Source organism: Actinomycetospora sp. NBRC 106375 (genome assembly GCF_030269665.1).
Lineage (GTDB): Bacteria > Actinomycetota > Actinomycetes > Mycobacteriales > Pseudonocardiaceae > Actinomycetospora.
The window spans coordinates 135,374-151,714 of the sequence record NZ_BSTS01000004.1 but is presented as its reverse complement, the minus strand read 5'-3'; the positions used below and the strand labels follow the sequence as shown (position 1 = coordinate 151,714).

The window sequence follows — 16,341 nt, the reverse complement described above, 5'->3', positions numbered from 1 at the left end:
CTCAGACCCCGCGCAGCGCCGGCTGCTCCGCCGTGTCCGGGCGGGTGTGGTGGGCCGACTCGTCGGTGACCGGCAGCTCGTGGCGGTCGATCCGCCCGGCCCTGGCCAGCGCGCGTCCGATCGGGTAGGCGAGGGCCGAGGCCGGCAGCGGGCCCTCGTCCCCGCCGAGGTGCACGCGGACCTCGGCGGGCGCGGCGGACGGGTCCTCGGGCACCCCGAGCCGGCGCAGGGCCTGGCCGGCGACGGCCCGCGAGCTGTCGTGCAGCCCGGTGCCCGGCGGCAGCGCGGCGAGGATGTCCTCGACCACCAGGGGGTAGTGCGTGCAGCCGAGCACCACCGAGCGGCAGCGCGCCGGGGTGCGCGCGGCCGCGAGCGCGATCGCGTCCCGCACGGCGTCCGGGTCGGCGTGCTCGACGGCCGTGGCGAGGCCGGGGCACGCGACGGGCTCCGCCTGGCCGGGCGCGGCGAACTGCGCGAGCAGGTCGCGCTGGTAGTCGCTGACGGTGGTGCGCTCGGTGGCCCACACGGCGAAGGGCCGCCCGGTGGCCCCGGCGGGCTTGACCGCGGGGACGGTGGCGATCACCGGGCGCTCGGGCTCCACGGCGGCGCGCAGCGGGACGACCGCGGTGACCGACGCCGTGTTGCAGGGCACGACGATCGCGTCGGCGCCGCGGGCGACGGCGAGCCGCCCGGTGCCGACCACCCGCTCGACGATCCACGACGAGGCCTTCGAGCCCCAGGGCATGCCCGCGGGGTCGAGGTAGAGGTCGAGGGCGAGATCCGGTCGCAGGTGGCGCAGCCAGCCCGCCGTGGGCAGCAGGCCGCATCCCGAGTCGAGGAGTGCCACTCGCCGGACCATCACCGCCGAGTCTAGGACCCGGGCGATCTCACACCATCGCCGCGCTGCCGACGTCGGGGTGCTCGCGGTGGAAGGCGACCATCGCGCCCACGTGCTCGGCGAACGGCGGGCAGCGCACGCCGACCTCGTCGAGCAGCGCCGTGGTCGCGGTGACCTCGTAGACGGTCGGGTGGGTCAGGTAGTCCAGCGTCGACGACGGCAGTTTGAAGACCCGCCCGACGCCGGGCAGGTGGTCGATCGAGAACCGCGACAGGGTGGTCGGCACCGGCACCACGCGCAGCTTCTTGCCGGTGTGCGCGGCGAACGCCTCGCACATCTCGAGCACCGTCGGGGGCGCCGGGGCGGCGAGGGCGACCGTGCGGCCCTCCGCGCCGGGGTGCGGGGCCAGCGCGGCGATGGCGTCGACGACGAAGTCGCTCGGCACCAGGTTGAACTGCACGCGCGACGGGTCGGCGGGCAGCGGCATCACGGCGGTGCGTCCCTGGCGGGCGATGAGCTGCAGCGCGTAGTACGGCCCGTCGTACTTCTGGGTCTCGCCGGTGCGGCTGTCGCCGACCACGACCGACGGCCGGTAGATCGTGACGGGCATCCCGGCCTCGCGCGCCTTGGCGACGAGGCGCTCGGCCTCGTGCTTGGTGTGCTCGTAGGGGTTGGAGAACCGCTGGCCCAGCTCCAGGTCGTCCTCGGCGAAGATGCCGTCGTAGCGCCCGGAGACGTAGCAGGTGCTCACGTACTGCAGGCGCACCAGCTCGCCGGCGGTGCGGGCGAGGTCGAGGACGTGGCGGGTGCCGTCGACGTTCACCGACCAGGCGAGCTCCGGCGGCACCGAGAGGTCGTAGACCGCGGCGAGGTGGAAGATCTCCAGCGGCCCGCGGCGCAGCGTGTCGGCCTCGCCGGGGTCCAGCCCGAGACCCGGCCGGGTGATGTCCCCGACGACGAGCCGGGTCCGCCCCGCGATCGCCGGCTCGGCCTCCTCCAGCCGCGCCAGGGTCCGCCGCGCCTGGTCGAGCCAGCGTTCCTGGACCAGCGCGACCGCGGTCGCGTCGGGGGAGCGGCGCAGCGTGCGCGGCAGCAGGGCGGTGCCGAGGAATCCGGGGAAGCCGGTGAACAGCACGGTCCGCGGCATGCGGCCTCCTCAAGGTCCCGTCGGGTGGGGGGAGGAGACCACGGGCGACCTGCTCGTGCTCGGTGGTTCGCGCCCGGACCACCTGTGAGGGCGGTCATGGGTCCCGACTCCTCGGCGCGGGGAGGTGTCGCTCCGGCGGGCCCCGGGGAAGACTCCGCGGAACCGAACACAGGAGGACATCGGGCATGAGTGCGCAGCGCATCGTGGTGGTCGGCGCCGGGTTCGCCGGCTTGAAGTGCGTCCAGCGCCTCGAACGTGAGCTCAAGGGCGAGCTGTCGCGCGGCGAGGTGGAGATCGTGGTGGTCAACCCCCACGACTACATGCTCTACCTGCCCCTGCTGCCGCAGGTCGCGGCCGGGGTGATCACGGCCCAGTCGGTCACGGTGCCGCTGCCACGGGCGATCAGGACGGCCCAGCGGCTGCCCGGCCAGGTCGTGGGGCTCGACCTGCAGCGCAAGGTCGCCGTCGTCCGCAAGATCAGCGAGGACGTCGTCGACCTGCCCTACGACCGGCTCGTCATCGCCGCGGGCAGCGTCACCCGCCAGTTCGACATCCCCGGGCTCGAGGAGCACGGCCTGGGCATGAAGAACCTCGGCGAGGCCGCCTACCTGCGCGACCACGTCCTGTCCCAGCTCGAGCTGGCCAACGCCTCCACCGACCCCGAGGAGCGCGCGGCCCGCTGCAGCTTCGTGGTCATCGGCGGCGGCTACGCCGGCACCGAGACCGCGGCGTGCCTCGAACTGCTCACCGACAGCGCGATGAAGCGCTTCCCGCGCCTCGACCCGACGCTGGTGAAGTGGACGCTGGTCGACATCGCCCCGCGGCTCATGCCCGAGCTGGGGCAGCGTCTCGGCGAGGAGGCGCTCGACCTGCTGCGCCGCCGCGGGATCGGGGTGCGCCTCGAGACCGGCGTCGAGCGGGTGACCGACGAGAGCGTCACCCTCACCGACGGCAGCGTCATCCCGACGCGCACGCTCGTCTGGACCGCCGGCGTCACCGCGAGCCCGCTGGTCAAGATGCTCGGGGTCGAGCTGGTCCGCGGCCGGGTGAAGACCGGCACCGACCTGCGCCTCGACGGCTACGACGACGTCTTCGTCCTCGGCGACTCGGCCGCGATCCCCGACCTGACCGCGAGCCCGCCCGGGTCGTCGATCTGCCCGCCGACCGCGCAGCACGCCGTCCGCCAGGCCGTCGTCGCCGCCGACAACGTCGTCGCGTCGGTGCGCGGCGAGACCCTGCGCGAGTACAAGCACCACGACCTCGGCCTCGTCGTCGACCTCGGCGGCACCCAGGCCGTCGCGCACCCGCTGAAGCTGCGCCTCACGGGGATGGTGGCCCAGGCCGTGACCCGGGCGTACCACCTCTACGCCCTGCCGCTGACCCGGACGCGGGCGCGGGTGGTCTTCAACTGGATCCTCCACCTCTTCGGCGGGGACGACTTCATCCGCATCGGGTTCCTGGCCGGCCGCAAGAGCGAGACGTCCTCGTTCGAGGAGACCCGCGACTACCTCTCCGCGGACGAGATGAAGCAGCGGTCCGTCTCGGCGTCCTGAGCGGCATCGGAGGCACCGTGACGGCCGACGGCGGCACCGGCGACGGGGACGGCCACGTCGAGGACGTGACCGCCCGCGACGGCACGCGCCTGCGGCGCTGGGACAACGGCGCCGCCGGCGTGCCCGTCGTCGTGTCGAACGGCCTCGGCGCGAGTCCGGCGGCGTGGCCGTTCCTGCACGGGGCGCACTGCGGCTACCACGCGACGACCTGGCACCACCGCGGTCTCGGCGGGTCCGCGCGCCCCGAGGACGAGGCGCACATCCGCGTCGACGACCACGTCGACGACCTGCTCACGGTCATGGACGCGGCGGGGATGTCGCGGGCGATCGTCGTCGGCTGGTCGGTGGGCGTGGCGGTCGCGATCGAGGCGGCCCGGCGCGCCCCGGAGCGCGTCGCGGGCCTCCTGCTGCTGGGGGGTGCCGCGACGGGCGCCTTCCGCGTGCTGCCCCGCCTCCCGGTGCCCGCCCCCGGCGTGCCCGAGGGCGTGCACCGCGGGGCGGCCAAGGTCGGGGGCTGGCTGCTGCGGGTCGTCGGGCCGCCGGTGTCCGGGCTGATCGACCTGCTGCCGCGCAGCATGGACGCGAGCCGGGACGCCCTCGACCGCGCGGGGATGGACCCCGCGCAGCTCGACCCGACCGGCACCTCGGCCCCGTTCGTCACGCTCGCCGAGGTGGCGCGGCAGTTCGCTCGGCACGACTGGACGTGGTTCTCCCGGATGGTGCTCGCCGCCGCGGACCACGCCGCTCCCGGCGACGCCGCGCTCGCCGCGATCACCGCGCCCACGACGGTCGTGTCCGGCGACTTCGACACCCTCGCCCCGCCCGCGGACATGGCCGCCCTGGCCGCCGCGCTCCCCGACGCGCGGCTGGTCCGCCTGCCCGGCTCGCACTTCCTGCCGCTGCAGTTCCCCGACGCGCTGGCGGGCGAGCTGGAGGTCCTGGCCCGCCGCGCCCACCTCTGAGGGACACCTCAGGCCCGGCGCAGCACCCGCTCGGCCAGGAAACGCAGCGCGAGGTCGTAGCCCGTCACCCCGGCCCCGGCGATCACGGCCGTGGCCACCGGCGACACGTACGAGTGGGCGCGGAACGCCTCCCGTGCATGGACGTTCGACAGGTGCACCTCGACCACGGGCACCGGCAGCGCGGCCAGAGCGTCGCGGAGGGCCACGGACGTGTGGGTGTAGCCGCCCGGATTGATGATCACTCCGCCATGGCCGGTCATCGCCTCGTGGACGACGTCGATGAGCACGCCCTCGTGGTTGCTCTGCCGCGCGTCGACCTCGAGCCCCAGCTCACCGGCCGTGCGCCGGCACCGCTCGACCAGGTCGTCGAGGGTGTCGGTGCCGTAGACCTCGGGCTCGCGGCGGCCGAGGAGATCCAGGTTCGGGCCGTTGACGACCAGTACGCGGCGGGGGTTCGCGCGCCACTCCATCGGGGGTTCCTAACGACGTGGGTGTCATTCGGGGGTCAAGCGGACGGGTGGGACGGCCGATGAGGGGATCAACGCCCACCGTGGACACGGTGGGAGGTCTCCCCACCCGGACGGAGTCTGTATGAGGACTGTTCTGATCTGCGACGACCGGCGCAGTGTCCGCGAGGGACTGACGCGCGTCATGTCCGCGGTGCCCGGCGTCCAGCGCATCGACTGCGTGTCGACGGCCGACGAGCTGCTCACCCGCTACGCCCGCCAGACCGCGGACGTCGTGTTCGTCGGCACCCAGCGCGCGGTCGCCTCGGGCGCCGAGGCGACCCGTCGCCTCATGGCCGCGCACCCGCAGGCCAACGTCATGGTCTTCGGCGCCCCGGACGACGCCGGCAGCATCGCCGCCGCGATCGCCGGCGGGGCCCGCGGCTACCTGCGCTGGGACGCCTCGCGCCCCGAGCTCGTGGCCGCGCTCGCCCACTCGGCCGTCGGCGCCGAGGCCGGCTCGATGCCGATGCAGCGCACCGCGTCGCCGGGGGCGGGCATCAACCTCACCGAGCGCGAGATGCAGGTCCTGCGCGGCATGAGCCAGGGCAAGAGCAACGGCCAGATCGGGCGCGAGCTCTACCTGTCCGAGGACACGGTGAAGACCCACGCCCGCCGGCTGTTCCGCAAGCTCTCGGCGGCCGACCGCGCCCAGGCGGTGGCCCAGGGCTTCCGCTGCGGTCTCGTCTCCTGAGCGCCCCGCTCGTCAGGCGAAACCCGGCTCTCGCCGGACGTCCCGCCGGGTCGGAGGCGGCAGGATGTCCTCGCGGGCGCCGACGACGGCTACTGGCTGGTATCGCTCGCTCAGCGAGGGATACCAGCCAGTGACCGCCGCCGGCCGGAGGAGCTCAGGGTCCGACGACGGTCCGGATGGTGTCGTCGCGCAGCTCGGTGCGCGCCCGCCGGTGCGCGCCGAAGCGGTGGCGGATGCCGTCGGGGCCCTGGAGCCACCCCTGGTAGGCGTCGAGCAGGAGCTCCTGGCGCTCGCCGGCGTCGCCGCGCACCGTGATCCGGTACGCGGTGTCGCGGTCGAACGTGAAGCGTGGCGAGGACTTCGTGCGGGGCGGCGCGGACATCACCGCTGATCGTACGGGGACGGATCACCGCCGCGGCTCCCTCGAACGGAGCAGCCGACCGGAAGGTGATCGAGGTCTCGTGCGACGGTGCCACCGTGACGGATCCGGTGACAGCGGCAGGGACCGACAGCGTGCGCAGGGCCTGGGCCGCGGGGCGTGCCGCGCGCAACGGCTGGCTGACCGTGCCCGATCCCCATCTCGTCGAGGTGATCGCGGCCTACGCCGCGGGCCACGACGTGCTCGACGCGCTGACCCTCGATCTCCAGCACGGCCTGTTCGACCGCGCCCGCAGCGCCGACGCGGTGCGGGCGATCGCCGCGCACGGTCTCGCCCCGCTCGTGCGGCTGCCCGCCGTCGACGAGTCGATCATCGGCTTCGTCCTGGACCTCGGCGTCCGCGGCGTGATCGCCCCGATGGTGTCCGACGCGGCCACCGCGACCGAGCTCGTGGCCGCCTGCCGCTACCCCCCGCGGGGGCGCCGCTCCTTCGGCCCGCTCCGCACGGCGCTGCGCCCGGGCGACGACCCGATCGGCTCGGCGGACGAGGTGCTGGCCTTCGCGATGATCGAGACGTCGGACGCGCTGGCGCGGGCCGACGAGATCGCCGCCGCGCCGGGGCTCGACGGCCTGTTCGTCGGCCCCGGCGACCTCGGCGTCGCCCTCGGTCTCGGTCCGGCCCAGGACCGCGAGGAGCCCGCGATCCACGACGCCTTCCGCCGGGTGCTCGCGGCGTGCTCCGGGGCCGGGAAGCGGGCGGCCGTCCACGCGACCCACGCCGAGTACGCCGCCGCCCGGGCCGCCGACGGCTTCGCGCTCGTCACCGTCTGGTCCGACGTCCCCGCGGTCCTGTCGACGCTCGACGCCGCCGGCCGCGCCTGGGGCTGAGTCGCGGACCGGTCCGGTCCGCCATCGGCGGCACACTGACGGGGTGCTCGAGACCTCCGCCCGCCTGCTGCGGCTCCTCTCGCTCCTGCAGGCGCGTCCGGAGTGGACGGGTCCCGAGCTCGCGGAGCGCATGGGCGTCACCACCCGCACCGTGCGCCGCGACGTCGACAAGCTGCGCGGGCTCGACTACCCGGTCGAGGTCGACTTCGGCCCCGGCGGCGGCTACCGGCTCGGGTCCGGGGCGGCGCTGCCGCCGCTGCTGCTCGACGACGACGAGGCGGTCGCCGTGGCGGTGACGCTGCGGACGGCGGCCGGCTCCGGGGTGGCGGGCACCGGCGAGACGGCGCTGGCCGCGCTCGTCAAGCTCGAGCGCATCCTCCCGGCGCGCCTGCGTCACCGGATCACGGCGATGCCGGTCGCGATGGTGGCGCCCCGCGTCGCCCCGTCGGTCGACCCGTCGGTGCTGGCCGCCGTCGGCGGCGCCTGCCGGGACCGCCGCGTCCTCGAGATCGACTACACCGCGCGCGACGGCACGCCGACCCGCCGGCGGATCGAGCCGATCCACCTCGTGGCGTGGGGCCGGCGCTGGTACCTCGTGGCCTGGGACCGTGACCGCGAGGACTGGCGCACGCTGCGCGTGGACCGGATGACGCCGCGGCTCGCTCCGGACGGGCTGCCCACCGGCCCGCGCTTCGCGCCGCGGGAGGTCCCGGGCGGCGACCCGGCCACCTTCGTCGCCGACCGGGTCGCCGACATCCGGCCGTTCCCGTGCGTCGTGCGCGTCGAGGCCCCCGCCGAGCGTGTCCGCGCGACGATCTGGACCGACCAGGTGCGCGTCGAGGAGCTGGGCCCGGACGCCTGCCGGGTGCGGCTCTCGGCCGACGACGCGCGGTCCGCGGCGCTGATCCTCACCGGCCTCGACGCCGAGTTCACGGTCGAGTCCCCGGACGCGCTGGTCGAGGAGTTCCGCCGCGTCGCGGCCCGCTACACGCGGGCGGTCGGGGACGCGGCTCAGCCGACCGCGCCGCCGACGAGCCAGCCGATCCCGTAGGTGACGGCCAGGCCCAGCGCGCCGCCGACGACCACCCGCAGCACCGCGCGGCGCGGGGTCGCGCCGCCGAGACGGGCGCTGATCCAGCCCGCGATCCCGAGCGCCAGGAGCACGACCGCGACCGTGACGGGCACCCGCCACGACGTCGGGGTCACGAGGATGGCGACGAGCGGGAGCAGGGCGCCGGACACGAACGACACCGCCGACGCCGCGGCGGCGCGCCAGGGGCTGGTCAGCTCGTCGGGGTCGAGGTGCAGCTCGGCGTCGACGTGGGCGGCGAGCGCGTCGTGCTGGGTCAGCTCGACCGCCACCTGGCGGGCGGTCTCGCGGCGGAGGCCCTTCTCCTCGTAGAGCTCGGCGAGCTCCTCGAGCTCCTCGCCCGGCGTCTCCCGCAGCTCGCGCTTCTCCTTGGCGAGCTGGGCCTTCTCCGAATCGCGCTGGCTGGACACCGACACGTACTCGCCGAGGGCCATCGACACGGCGCCGGCGACGAGCCCCGCGACGCCGGCCGTGGCGATCGGGGCGCGCTCGGCCGTCGCCCCGGCCACGCCGACGACGATCCCGGCGGTCGAGACGATGCCGTCGTTGGCGCCGAGCACCCCGGCACGCAGCCAGTTCAGGCGCTGCGAGAGCTCGCCGCCGTGGGGCTCGGGGTGCGCGGGTCCGTCCGTCGCGCCCGCGTCGGAGCTGTTCACGGCCATGCCTCCAGCGTCCCACGAAGACTGGAATCATTCCAGAAAGCTGAGCCTGCCCTTGGTCGTCGGGAGGTCGTCGGGAGGTCGCCCCGTGGATTCACGGCGATTCCGCGCCGGGAGGCGCACGATGGGGTGACCGGCCGGGCGCTGCGTGGGGGTGTCCGTGCGACGGGAGGAGGCGCGGTGGATCACGACCACGGTGACGACGCGGGCGCGGCGGGCGGGCGCCCGGAGCCGGACCTGCGGGTCTCCGACGACGAGCGGACCGCCGCCCTGGACGCCCTCGGCGTCCATCTCGGCGCCGGCCGGCTCGACGTCGACGAGTTCGGCGACCGCTCCGAGCGCGCCGCGGTCGCGGTCCGCCGGTCGGATCTCGAGGCCCTCTTCACCGACCTGCCCGCGCCGCACCCGCCGCTGCCGCGCCCGCCCGCGCCCGTCGAGGAGGCGGCGGTCCGCGCGCGCCCGGTGCCCCCGGGTCCGCACCGGCCCCACCCGGCGGCGGCCCTGCCGGTCTTCGCGCTGGTGATGGTGCTCGTGCTCGTGATGCCGGCCCTCGCGATCGGCGCGGCCACGACCGGCTCGGGTGCCGGCCTGCTGATCATCCCGCTGCTCTTCATCGTGCTCGGCCACGCTCGACGCGGCCGCTGGCACGGGCACGGACCGGGCGGTCATCGGGGCCCGCACGATCGGTGGTGAGGGGGCTGGCGCTCCGCCGCCAGCTGAGGTTAGGCTTGCCTCATCGCTGCGCGGGTGTTGTGGTGGCGCCCAGCGGCAGCGGCGAGAGGTGGGCCCGGGCTCGAGGGACGAGCCCGGGCCCACCGATCTCTCCTGCATACCACGTCTGACGGTGCCGTGCTGACCTCGCGCGCCTGACCTGCGGCGACTCCTCGGCGTCCTTCTCGGCGTCCTTCTCGGCGTCCTCCGCCGCGGGGTGACCTCCTCCGCTCCGAGATGCCGCTTCCGTCCGGTCCGGGGAAGCTGGGGTCCCGTGGGGATCATCGAACGGGTCGTGCTGCTCGACGAGTCCGGCGCGGCCGCGGGGACGGCGGCCAAGGCGGACGTGCACCACGACGCCACGCCGCTGCACCTCGCGTTCTCCTGCTACGTCTTCGACGGGCGCGGGGACCTGCTGCTCACCCGCCGCGCCCGGAGCAAGGCGACGTTCCCGGGGGTGTGGACCAACACCGTCTGCGGCCACCCCGCCCCGGGCGAGGCGATGGACGCCGCGGTCCGGCGCCGGGCCCGCCAGGAGCTCGGGATCGCCATCGACGGGCTGCGCCTCGTGCTGCCCGGGTTCCGCTACCGCGCCGAGCAGGGCGGCGTCCTCGAGAACGAGATGTGCCCGGTGTTCACCGCGCGCAGCGCGGGCCCGCCCCGGGACCCGGATCCGGGCGAGGTCGACGAGGTCCGCACCGTGGCCTGGGCACCGTTCCGGGACGACGTCCTCGCCGGGACCTACCCGGGGATCTCGCCGTGGTGCGCCGACCAGGTGCGCGCGCTGGCCCGCCTCGGCCCCGACCCGGTCGGATGGGCGACCGGCGACCCCCGCGCCCTGCCGCCGGCCGCGTTCCTCGACGCGTCGGCCGCCGACCGATGATTCCGGCGGCCCGCGGGAGTTCCACCGGGTAGGAGGACCGACCCGAGGAGGATCCCGATGGCCGACCACGAGGACGCGATCCGCGCCCTGATCGAGCGGTGGGCGCTCGCGGTGCACACCGGCGACCTGGACACGGTCGTCGCCGACCACGCCGGCGACATCGTCATGTTCGACGTCCCGCCACCCCACGACGGGGTCCGGGGGATCGCGGCGTACGCGGCGACCTGGCCGCCGTTCTTCGCGTTCCAGGCGAGCGGGGCGTGCTTCGAGATCCTCGAGCTCGACGTCACCGCCGGCGACGACGTCGCCTTCGCCCACGCCCTGCTGCGCTGCGACACCTCGGACGAGCTCGCCGCCCACCCCGAGCGGCGCCTGCGGCTGACGCTCGGGCTGCGCCGCGAGGGGGACCGGTGGGTGGTGGCCCACGAGCACCACTCGTTCGCCGACGAGACGCCGATCCGGGAGGACGACGAGCAGGCGGTCCGCGAGGTCCACCGTCGCTGGGCCGACGACACCGCGGCCGGCGACCTCGACGGCCTCATGGCCACCATCGCCGACGACGTCGTGTCCTACGAGCACGCCGGCGACCACGCCGGCGTCGACGAGGTCCGCGAGGTCTGCCGGGCGGGCCTCGAGGCCTCGCCCGACCCGGTGCACTGGACGATCCCCGACCTGCGCGTCCTCGCCGGCGGCGACCTCGCCGTGTCCTGGGGCATCGACGAGATCACCCCGGCCGGCGGCCCGACCGACCGCTCCCGCGGGACGCGCGTCTTCCGGCGCACGCCCGGGGGCTGGCGGATGGTCCACCAGCACCTGTCCCACCCGGAGCCGGGCTGACCGTGGTCAGGGGCGGGGCGAACCGGGGTAGGTGCCGAACTGCCAGTTGTTGCCCTCGGGGTCGCGGACGGCGACGTCGTGGGAGCCGTAGTCGGTGTCGTAGGGCTCGCGGACGACCGTGCCGCGCCCGTCGTCGCGCACCCGCGCCGCGAGCGCGTCGATGTCGCCGGCCTCGGCGACGACGACGTAGGCGCTGAACGCGCCCGACGCCGTGACGCGGCCGTCGGTGCCGGGACGCCGCTGGCCCATCATGATCCCGCCGCCGGCCGGCCAGGCGAGCTCGGCGTGCTGCACGACGCCGCTGTCGTCGGTGTAGGCGACGGTCTCGACGAACCCGAGCACGTCGGTGAGGAACGCCATGAGACCGCGGGCGTCGTTCGCGGCGAGGCTGGGCCAGACCTGGGGCGGGGGTGTCTTGCTGTCGGTGCTCATGGCGTTCACGGTGACGGCTGCGGCGGGCTCGCGTCTTGGATGTTCCCGATCTCCTCGGCGAGCCAGCGCGTGGGCGAGCAGCCGGCCAGCGCGCCGAACTCGCGCGTGAGGTGGGCCTGGTCCGCGTAGCCCGCGTCCGCGGCGAGGTCGGCGAGCCCGAGCGGGCCGCCGGCGAGCGCCCGGGCGGCCAGGCGACGGCGCGTGCGGTCGAACCGCGCCATCCGCCCGGCGACCTTCGGTGCGACCCCGAGCTCGGCGCGGAAGCGCTGGCCGAGGTGGCGCTCGCTCCAGCCGACCTCGTCGGCGAGCCCGTGCACCGGGACGGTGCCGCCGGAGGCGACGAGCCGCCGCCACGCGCGGCGCACCTCGGGCGCGACCGGGCGGCCGGCGGCGGTCGCCGGGGAGGCGCCGCGCAGGGAGCGGTGCAGGACGTCGTCGAGCGCGGCGAACCGGGCGGCCCAGCCGTCGGCCTCCTCCACGCGGTCGGCCAGCTCGAGGGCGAGGGTGCCGAGCACGTCGTCGGCGTCGACCGTGACCCCCGCGAGCTCCGCGGCCGGGGCCCCGAGCAGTGCCCGGGCCGCGAGGGGGTCGAGCGAGATGTGCACCCCGGACTGGCGGCCGTCGTGGACGATCGTCTCCGGGGTGGCGTGCAGCCCGCCGAGGGCGGTGCGCCGGACCACGAGCCCGCCGTCGGGGGTCCGCATGGTCAGCGGCGTGCCGAAGGTGACGATGAACGTCAGGTACGGCGAGGGCAGGCCGCGGTGCACGCCGGGCTCGCCGTGCATCTCGTAGCCGTGGTAGGTGACGTGGCCGGCCAGGGCGCCGGCCGGGCTCCCCACGCGGGGGTCCGTCGTCTCCTCCACCCGGCCAGTGTGGCCCGCCCGCGGCCCCGCGCGCGAGGATGATCGTCGGAGTCGATCCGGCGCGGGGCGTCGGCCGAGAGGAGACGAGCGTGATCCTGATCACGTCAAGTGGACGGTGAAGCCGGAGTACGCCGAGCAGTTCCCGTCGCTGGTCGAGGAGTTCACCGACGCGGTGCGCCGCGAGCCCGGCAACATCTTCTTCGAGTGGGCCCGGCACCTCTCCGAGGACAACACCTACGTCCTCATCGAGGCGTTCCAGGACGACGCCGGCGAGGCGCACGTGCAGTCCGACCACTTCCAGGAGTTCGTGGCCCAGGCACCGGACTGGGTGGCCACCGCGCCGAAGATCATCAACGTGCAGGACGTGCCGCAGGACGGCTGGGGCGAGATGGGCGAGGTCCAGCCCCGCTGACCGGCGCGGTGTGTGGAGCGAGGGCGTCCTTCGCTGCGTCCTACGCAGCGAGGGCGTCCCTCGCTCCTCGGGTTCCGGGCGCTCACGCAGCGAGGGCGTCCCTCGCTCCCCGCGCCGGCGTCACACCGCGACCGGCTCCCGGTCGTCCGCGGCGCCGGCCCGCAGCTGCCGCCATGCGCCCACCGCCGTGAGCACCAGGACCACGGCGCCGAGCGCCGCCGCGCCCTGCAGCCCGGCGGTGAACGCGTCGCGGGCGGCCACGGCGAGCGCGGACCCCGCGGCCGGGTCGAGCCCCGCGGCGTGGGTGATCGCGCCGCCGAGCGTCTCCTGCCCGGTCCGGGCGGTGAAGACGGCCGCGGCGAGGCTCCCGATCACCGCCGTGCCGAGCGCGCCGCCGAGCTCGTAGCCCGTCTCGGAGATCGCCGATGCCGCCCCGGCCCGGTCGGTGGGCGCGGCGGCGAGGATGAGGTCGTTGGTCAGGGCCTCGGCGAGCGCGACCCCGCCCCCGAGCAGGGCGAACCCGACGACCACACCCGCGAGCCCGCCGAACGCCGCGACGAGCGCCAGCCCGAGCCCCGCGCCCGCGAGGCCCAGGCCGACGAGGGCGGGCGGCGCGAGGCGCCGGGTGAGGCGGGCGGCGACGAGCGCCCCGGCGACCCCGGCGGCCGAGCCCGGCAGCATCCACAGCGCCGCGGAGAGCGGGCCGAGGCCGAGCACGAGCTGCAGGTACTGCGGCAGCAGCAGGAGCAGCCCGACCAGGGCGAACACCCCGAGCAGGTTGGTCACCACCGACACCGAGAACGACCGCCGGGTGAACAGCCGCAGGTCGAGCAGCGGGTGGGCGACGGTCCGCTGACGGTGGACGAACAGGGCCCCCGCGCCGAGCCCCAGCGCCGCGGCCAGCGCGGCCGTGGGCGTCGGGCCCTCGGTGGCGACCGTCTTCACCGCCGCGACCACCGGCACCATCGCGGCGAGCGAGAGCACCGCGGAGACCAGGTCGAACGGGCCGGGGTGCGGGTCGCGGCTCTCGGGCAGCACGACCGGGCCGGCGACGAGCAGCAGCACGATCACCGGCACGTTCACGAGGAACACCGAGCCCCACCAGAAGTGCTCGAGCAGGAAGCCCGCCAGCACCGGTCCGGCGGCGGCGCCGCCCGAGAACGCGGCCGACCAGACCGCCACCGCGACGGCACGACGACGAGGCTCCGGGAACGTCGTCTTGATCAGCGAGAACGTCGACGGCATCAGCGTCGCCCCGCCCAGGCCCAGCAGCGCGCGGGCGGCGACGAGCGCGCCGGCGCTGGGCGCGAACGCGGCGGCGACGGACGCGAGGCCGAACGCCGCGGACCCCCACAGCAGCAGGCGGCGCCGCCCGATCCGGTCGCCGAGCGTGCCCATCGTGACCAGCAGCCCGGCGAGCACGAACGAGTACGCGTCGACGATCCAGAGCTGTTCGGCCGCGCCGGGGTCGAGATCCTCGGCGAGGGCGGGCAGCGCGGTGCCCAGCACCGTCATGTCGATGCTGATCAGCAGCACCGGCAGCGTCAGCGCGGCCAGGGCGAGACCGGGCGACCGGCGGGACATCGGAGCCTCCTGGTTTACCGTCCGGACGGTACAGTTACGAGGATCGAAACTACACCGGCTGGACGGTCTACTGTCAACGGCGTGCCTCGCCCGTCACAGCGCGACCGCATCCTCGACGCCTACACCGACCTCGTGGTGACCTCCGGACCCGAGACGGTGACCCTCGACGCCGTCGCGTCGGCCGCGGGCGTCTCGAAGGGCGGGCTGCTCTACCACTTCGGCTCGCGCGAGGCCCTGCTCGAGGGGCTGCTGGACCGGTGCCGCACCCTCACCGACGCCGATCTCGCGGCGGCCCGCGCGGCGCCCGAGGGCATCGCGCGCTACTACCTGCGCACGTCGATCGACGACCCCGCGGCGGGCAGCGCGGTGTACCGGACGACGGTCGCGATGATCAAGCTGTCGACCACCGAGCCGCGGGCCGCCGAGGTGACCCGCCGGTGCATGGCGGGGTGGCGGACGGCGCTCGCCGAGGAGCTCGGCGACGCCCTCGCGGCCGACCTCGTCGCGGCCCTGGGCGACGGCATCTACCTCCGGGCGATCGTCGGACAGAGCAGCGCCGAGCTCGGCGCGGCGGCCGAGGAGCTGTTGCGACGAGCGGCGCCTCGCCCGCCGGAGTGAGCGGGGTCGCCGTCCGCGTCGCCGACCGGTGCCGTGACCGCCGTCGGCGGCACGGTGTGTCGTCCGTGTGACGTCGCCGTTTCCGCTGGTCGCCGCGTCACGCCGGTGGTCGAGGACACGGTGTGGCGAACCCGGACGTACCGCACCCTGGTGGGGTGGACCCGCACGACGAGCACGGTCGGCCCGCCGTTCCCGACCGACCCGCCGACCCCGTCGCCGAGCGCTTCGGCGCGATCGTGAGCGCGCTGGCGCAGGAGGACCCGCGCTTCGCCCGCCGGGTCAGCGCGCCCGCCCCGGGACGCATGGGGGCCGGCAACCTCGCGCTCGTGCTGGGCCTGGTCGCCACCGTGCTGCTCGGCGCGGTCCCGCTCGTGCTCGGGCTGCACCTCGGGAGCGTGGTGCTGGCCGTCGTCGGCGCCGTGGGCTGCCTGGTGCTGCCCGTCGGCGTGCCGCTGCTGCTGCGCACGGTGCTCTACCGGGTGCGCCCGCTGCGGCGCTGAGCGCACCGCGACCCGTCACACCGCGACCGCGTCCACCCGCCGCCGCAGGGCCGCGAGGTCGCGCACGACGATGCTGCGACCGTCCTTCACCAGGACGCCCTCGGCGACGAGCCGGGAGAGCTCGCGGCTCGTCGTCACGCGCGTCAGCCCGATCATCAGCGCCAGCTCGTCCACGGCGGGCCGGACGCTGAGCCGGGCCGAGATGCCGCCGGTGCCCGCCGTCCCGAGCGCGCCCTCGCCGTAGGCCTCGACGAGGTGGCCGAGCAGCACCGTTACGCGCTCGCGGGCGGGCAGGCCGTCGAGGAACACGTGCAGGTGGAGCACCCGCTGCTTGTGGGCGACCCGCCGCACGACCTCCACGAGCAGCTCGGGGTCGTCGCGCGCGGCCTCGACGAGCACGTCGCGGCCGACGGACAGCACGCGGCACGCCCCGGCCGCCGTCGCGGTGACCGGGTGGGGCCCGCCGTCGAAGCACACGCCCTCGCCGAGGCTCGCCCCCGGCTCGGCCCAGGAGATGACGCGGACGGTGCCGTCCGGGCGCAGCATGTGGATGCGGACCCGTCCCGTTGCCACGACGTGGAACGACGACGCCCCCTCGCCCTGGCGGTAGAGGTGCTCGCCGGCGCGCAGGAGCCGCGGGATGCCGAGCGCCTCGATCCGGCGGCTGACCGCGCCGGGCTCCGCGAGAAGGAACGGCGAGACCGTGGGACCGGACACCGGGCGCAGCGTAGGCCGGACCGGCACCCGTCGAAAGGGATGAAGCGGGCGCCGGTCCGGCGGTGATCG

Annotated in this window: 20 protein-coding genes; 11 read left to right on the top strand and 9 right to left on the bottom strand. The window is 75.7% G+C overall.

Features of this window, described 5'->3' with window-relative positions; all coding sequences use genetic code 11:
• Position 1 precedes the first annotated feature (1 nt).
• Positions 2–847 (bottom strand): glutamate racemase, encoded by an 846-nt coding sequence (locus tag QSK03_RS08590; protein ID WP_285650461.1) that lies wholly within the window; start codon positions 845–847, stop codon positions 2–4.
• A gap of 40 nt (positions 848–887) precedes the next feature.
• Positions 888–1,985 carry an SDR family oxidoreductase gene (locus QSK03_RS08585; RefSeq protein WP_285650458.1) on the bottom strand — a complete coding sequence of 366 codons (1,098 nt, stop codon included), beginning with the start codon at positions 1,983–1,985 and terminating at the stop codon, positions 888–890.
• Positions 1,986–2,170: 185 nt separating this feature from the next.
• On the opposite strand from QSK03_RS08585, the gene QSK03_RS08580 reads away from it, so the two are divergent.
• Positions 2,171–3,538, top strand: coding sequence for an NAD(P)/FAD-dependent oxidoreductase (locus tag QSK03_RS08580; protein WP_285650455.1), 1,368 nt, complete (start codon positions 2,171–2,173; stop codon positions 3,536–3,538).
• 17 nt (positions 3,539–3,555) lie between these two features.
• Entirely contained in the window at positions 3,556–4,500 is a 945-nt protein-coding gene (locus QSK03_RS08575) for an alpha/beta fold hydrolase (protein WP_285650454.1), read from the top strand.
• Between the two features lie 8 nt (positions 4,501–4,508).
• On the opposite strand, the gene aroQ is transcribed toward QSK03_RS08575, so the two are convergent.
• Positions 4,509–4,970, bottom strand: coding sequence for a type II 3-dehydroquinate dehydratase (gene aroQ / locus QSK03_RS08570; protein WP_285650451.1), 462 nt, complete (start codon positions 4,968–4,970; stop codon positions 4,509–4,511).
• A 121-nt stretch (positions 4,971–5,091) separates the two neighbouring features.
• Between aroQ and QSK03_RS08565 the strand changes: the two genes are divergently transcribed.
• Positions 5,092–5,700 carry a response regulator transcription factor gene (locus tag QSK03_RS08565; RefSeq protein ID WP_285650449.1) on the top strand — a complete coding sequence of 203 codons (609 nt, stop codon included), beginning with the start codon at positions 5,092–5,094 and terminating at the stop codon, positions 5,698–5,700.
• Positions 5,701–5,854: 154 nt separating this feature from the next.
• On the opposite strand, the gene QSK03_RS08560 is transcribed toward QSK03_RS08565, so the two are convergent.
• The gene (locus QSK03_RS08560; RefSeq protein ID WP_285650447.1) at positions 5,855–6,082 is read right to left on the bottom strand and encodes a hypothetical protein; all 228 of its coding nucleotides are present in this window, start codon (positions 6,080–6,082) and stop codon (positions 5,855–5,857) included.
• 131 nt (positions 6,083–6,213) lie between these two features.
• Here QSK03_RS08560 and QSK03_RS08555 point away from each other — a divergent pair, with 131 nt between their 5' ends.
• Together QSK03_RS08555 and QSK03_RS08550 are read left to right on the top strand one after the other, a co-directional pair.
• Complete coding sequence (locus QSK03_RS08555; protein WP_285650444.1) at positions 6,214–6,966, top strand: HpcH/HpaI aldolase family protein; 753 nt, start codon at positions 6,214–6,216, stop codon at positions 6,964–6,966.
• A 43-nt stretch (positions 6,967–7,009) separates the two neighbouring features.
• Positions 7,010–8,017, top strand: coding sequence for a helix-turn-helix transcriptional regulator (locus QSK03_RS08550; protein WP_285650441.1), 1,008 nt, complete (start codon positions 7,010–7,012; stop codon positions 8,015–8,017).
• Here QSK03_RS08550 and QSK03_RS08545 read toward each other — a convergent pair.
• Positions 7,978–8,718 (bottom strand): VIT1/CCC1 transporter family protein, encoded by a 741-nt coding sequence (locus tag QSK03_RS08545; protein WP_285650438.1) that lies wholly within the window; start codon positions 8,716–8,718, stop codon positions 7,978–7,980. The two genes, QSK03_RS08550 and QSK03_RS08545, sit on opposite strands and share 40 nt — an antisense overlap.
• A gap of 177 nt (positions 8,719–8,895) precedes the next feature.
• On the opposite strand from QSK03_RS08545, the gene QSK03_RS08540 reads away from it, so the two are divergent.
• The 3 genes from QSK03_RS08540 to QSK03_RS08530 all read left to right on the top strand — a co-directional run bounded on the left by QSK03_RS08540 (position 8,896) and on the right by QSK03_RS08530 (position 11,146).
• Positions 8,896–9,408, top strand: a complete 513-nt coding sequence (locus tag QSK03_RS08540; protein ID WP_285650436.1) for a DUF1707 SHOCT-like domain-containing protein — start codon at positions 8,896–8,898, stop codon at positions 9,406–9,408.
• Between the two features lie 301 nt (positions 9,409–9,709).
• Positions 9,710–10,309, top strand: coding sequence for an isopentenyl-diphosphate Delta-isomerase (gene idi / locus QSK03_RS08535; RefSeq protein ID WP_285650909.1), 600 nt, complete (start codon positions 9,710–9,712; stop codon positions 10,307–10,309).
• Between the two features lie 57 nt (positions 10,310–10,366).
• Positions 10,367–11,146 carry a YybH family protein gene (locus QSK03_RS08530; protein ID WP_285650434.1) on the top strand — a complete coding sequence of 260 codons (780 nt, stop codon included), beginning with the start codon at positions 10,367–10,369 and terminating at the stop codon, positions 11,144–11,146.
• A 6-nt stretch (positions 11,147–11,152) separates the two neighbouring features.
• On the opposite strand, the gene QSK03_RS08525 is transcribed toward QSK03_RS08530, so the two are convergent.
• Positions 11,153–11,578: a VOC family protein gene (locus QSK03_RS08525; protein WP_285650433.1), complete on the bottom strand. Its 426-nt coding sequence runs from the start codon at positions 11,576–11,578 to the stop codon at positions 11,153–11,155.
• Positions 11,579–11,583: 5 nt separating this feature from the next.
• Entirely contained in the window at positions 11,584–12,441 is an 858-nt protein-coding gene (locus tag QSK03_RS08520) for an AraC family transcriptional regulator (protein WP_285650428.1), read from the bottom strand.
• 115 nt (positions 12,442–12,556) lie between these two features.
• Between QSK03_RS08520 and QSK03_RS08515 the strand changes: the two genes are divergently transcribed.
• Entirely contained in the window at positions 12,557–12,853 is a 297-nt protein-coding gene (locus tag QSK03_RS08515; RefSeq protein WP_285650426.1) for a putative quinol monooxygenase, read from the top strand.
• A gap of 120 nt (positions 12,854–12,973) precedes the next feature.
• Here the strand turns inward: QSK03_RS08515 and QSK03_RS08510 are convergent, their stop codons facing one another.
• On the bottom strand, positions 12,974–14,437 hold the full coding sequence (locus QSK03_RS08510; protein WP_285650425.1) for an MFS transporter: 1,464 nt from the start codon (positions 14,435–14,437) through the stop codon (positions 12,974–12,976).
• Between the two features lie 81 nt (positions 14,438–14,518).
• On the opposite strand from QSK03_RS08510, the gene QSK03_RS08505 reads away from it, so the two are divergent.
• Positions 14,519–15,055, top strand: a complete 537-nt coding sequence (locus QSK03_RS08505) for a TetR/AcrR family transcriptional regulator (RefSeq protein ID WP_285650424.1) — start codon at positions 14,519–14,521, stop codon at positions 15,053–15,055.
• 155 nt (positions 15,056–15,210) lie between these two features.
• The gene (locus QSK03_RS08500) at positions 15,211–15,555 is read left to right on the top strand and encodes a DUF3040 domain-containing protein (protein ID WP_285650423.1); all 345 of its coding nucleotides are present in this window, start codon (positions 15,211–15,213) and stop codon (positions 15,553–15,555) included.
• Between the two features lie 15 nt (positions 15,556–15,570).
• Here QSK03_RS08500 and QSK03_RS08495 read toward each other — a convergent pair whose 3' ends face one another.
• Positions 15,571–16,272 (bottom strand): Crp/Fnr family transcriptional regulator, encoded by a 702-nt coding sequence (locus QSK03_RS08495; RefSeq protein ID WP_285650422.1) that lies wholly within the window; start codon positions 16,270–16,272, stop codon positions 15,571–15,573.
• Positions 16,273–16,341 lie beyond the last annotated feature (69 nt).

Bases quoted from the DNA above. Each gene is read 5' to 3' on its own strand.
- QSK03_RS08585 (WP_285650458.1), bottom strand. From the start codon at position 1,985: ATGCCGCGGACCGTGCTGTTCACCGGCTTCCCCGGATTCCTCGGCACC.
- QSK03_RS08580 (WP_285650455.1), top strand. From the start codon at position 2,171: ATGAGTGCGCAGCGCATCGTGGTGGTCGGCGCCGGGTTCGCCGGCTTG.
- aroQ (WP_285650451.1), bottom strand. From the start codon at position 4,970: ATGGAGTGGCGCGCGAACCCCCGCCGCGTACTGGTCGTCAACGGCCCG.
- QSK03_RS08565 (WP_285650449.1), top strand. From the start codon at position 5,092: ATGAGGACTGTTCTGATCTGCGACGACCGGCGCAGTGTCCGCGAGGGA.
- QSK03_RS08560 (WP_285650447.1), bottom strand. From the start codon at position 6,082: ATGTCCGCGCCGCCCCGCACGAAGTCCTCGCCACGCTTCACGTTCGAC.
- QSK03_RS08545 (WP_285650438.1), bottom strand. From the start codon at position 8,718: ATGGCCGTGAACAGCTCCGACGCGGGCGCGACGGACGGACCCGCGCAC.
- QSK03_RS08530 (WP_285650434.1), top strand. From the start codon at position 10,367: ATGGCCGACCACGAGGACGCGATCCGCGCCCTGATCGAGCGGTGGGCG.
- QSK03_RS08525 (WP_285650433.1), bottom strand. From the start codon at position 11,578: ATGAGCACCGACAGCAAGACACCCCCGCCCCAGGTCTGGCCCAGCCTC.
- QSK03_RS08510 (WP_285650425.1), bottom strand. From the start codon at position 14,437: ATGTCCCGCCGGTCGCCCGGTCTCGCCCTGGCCGCGCTGACGCTGCCG.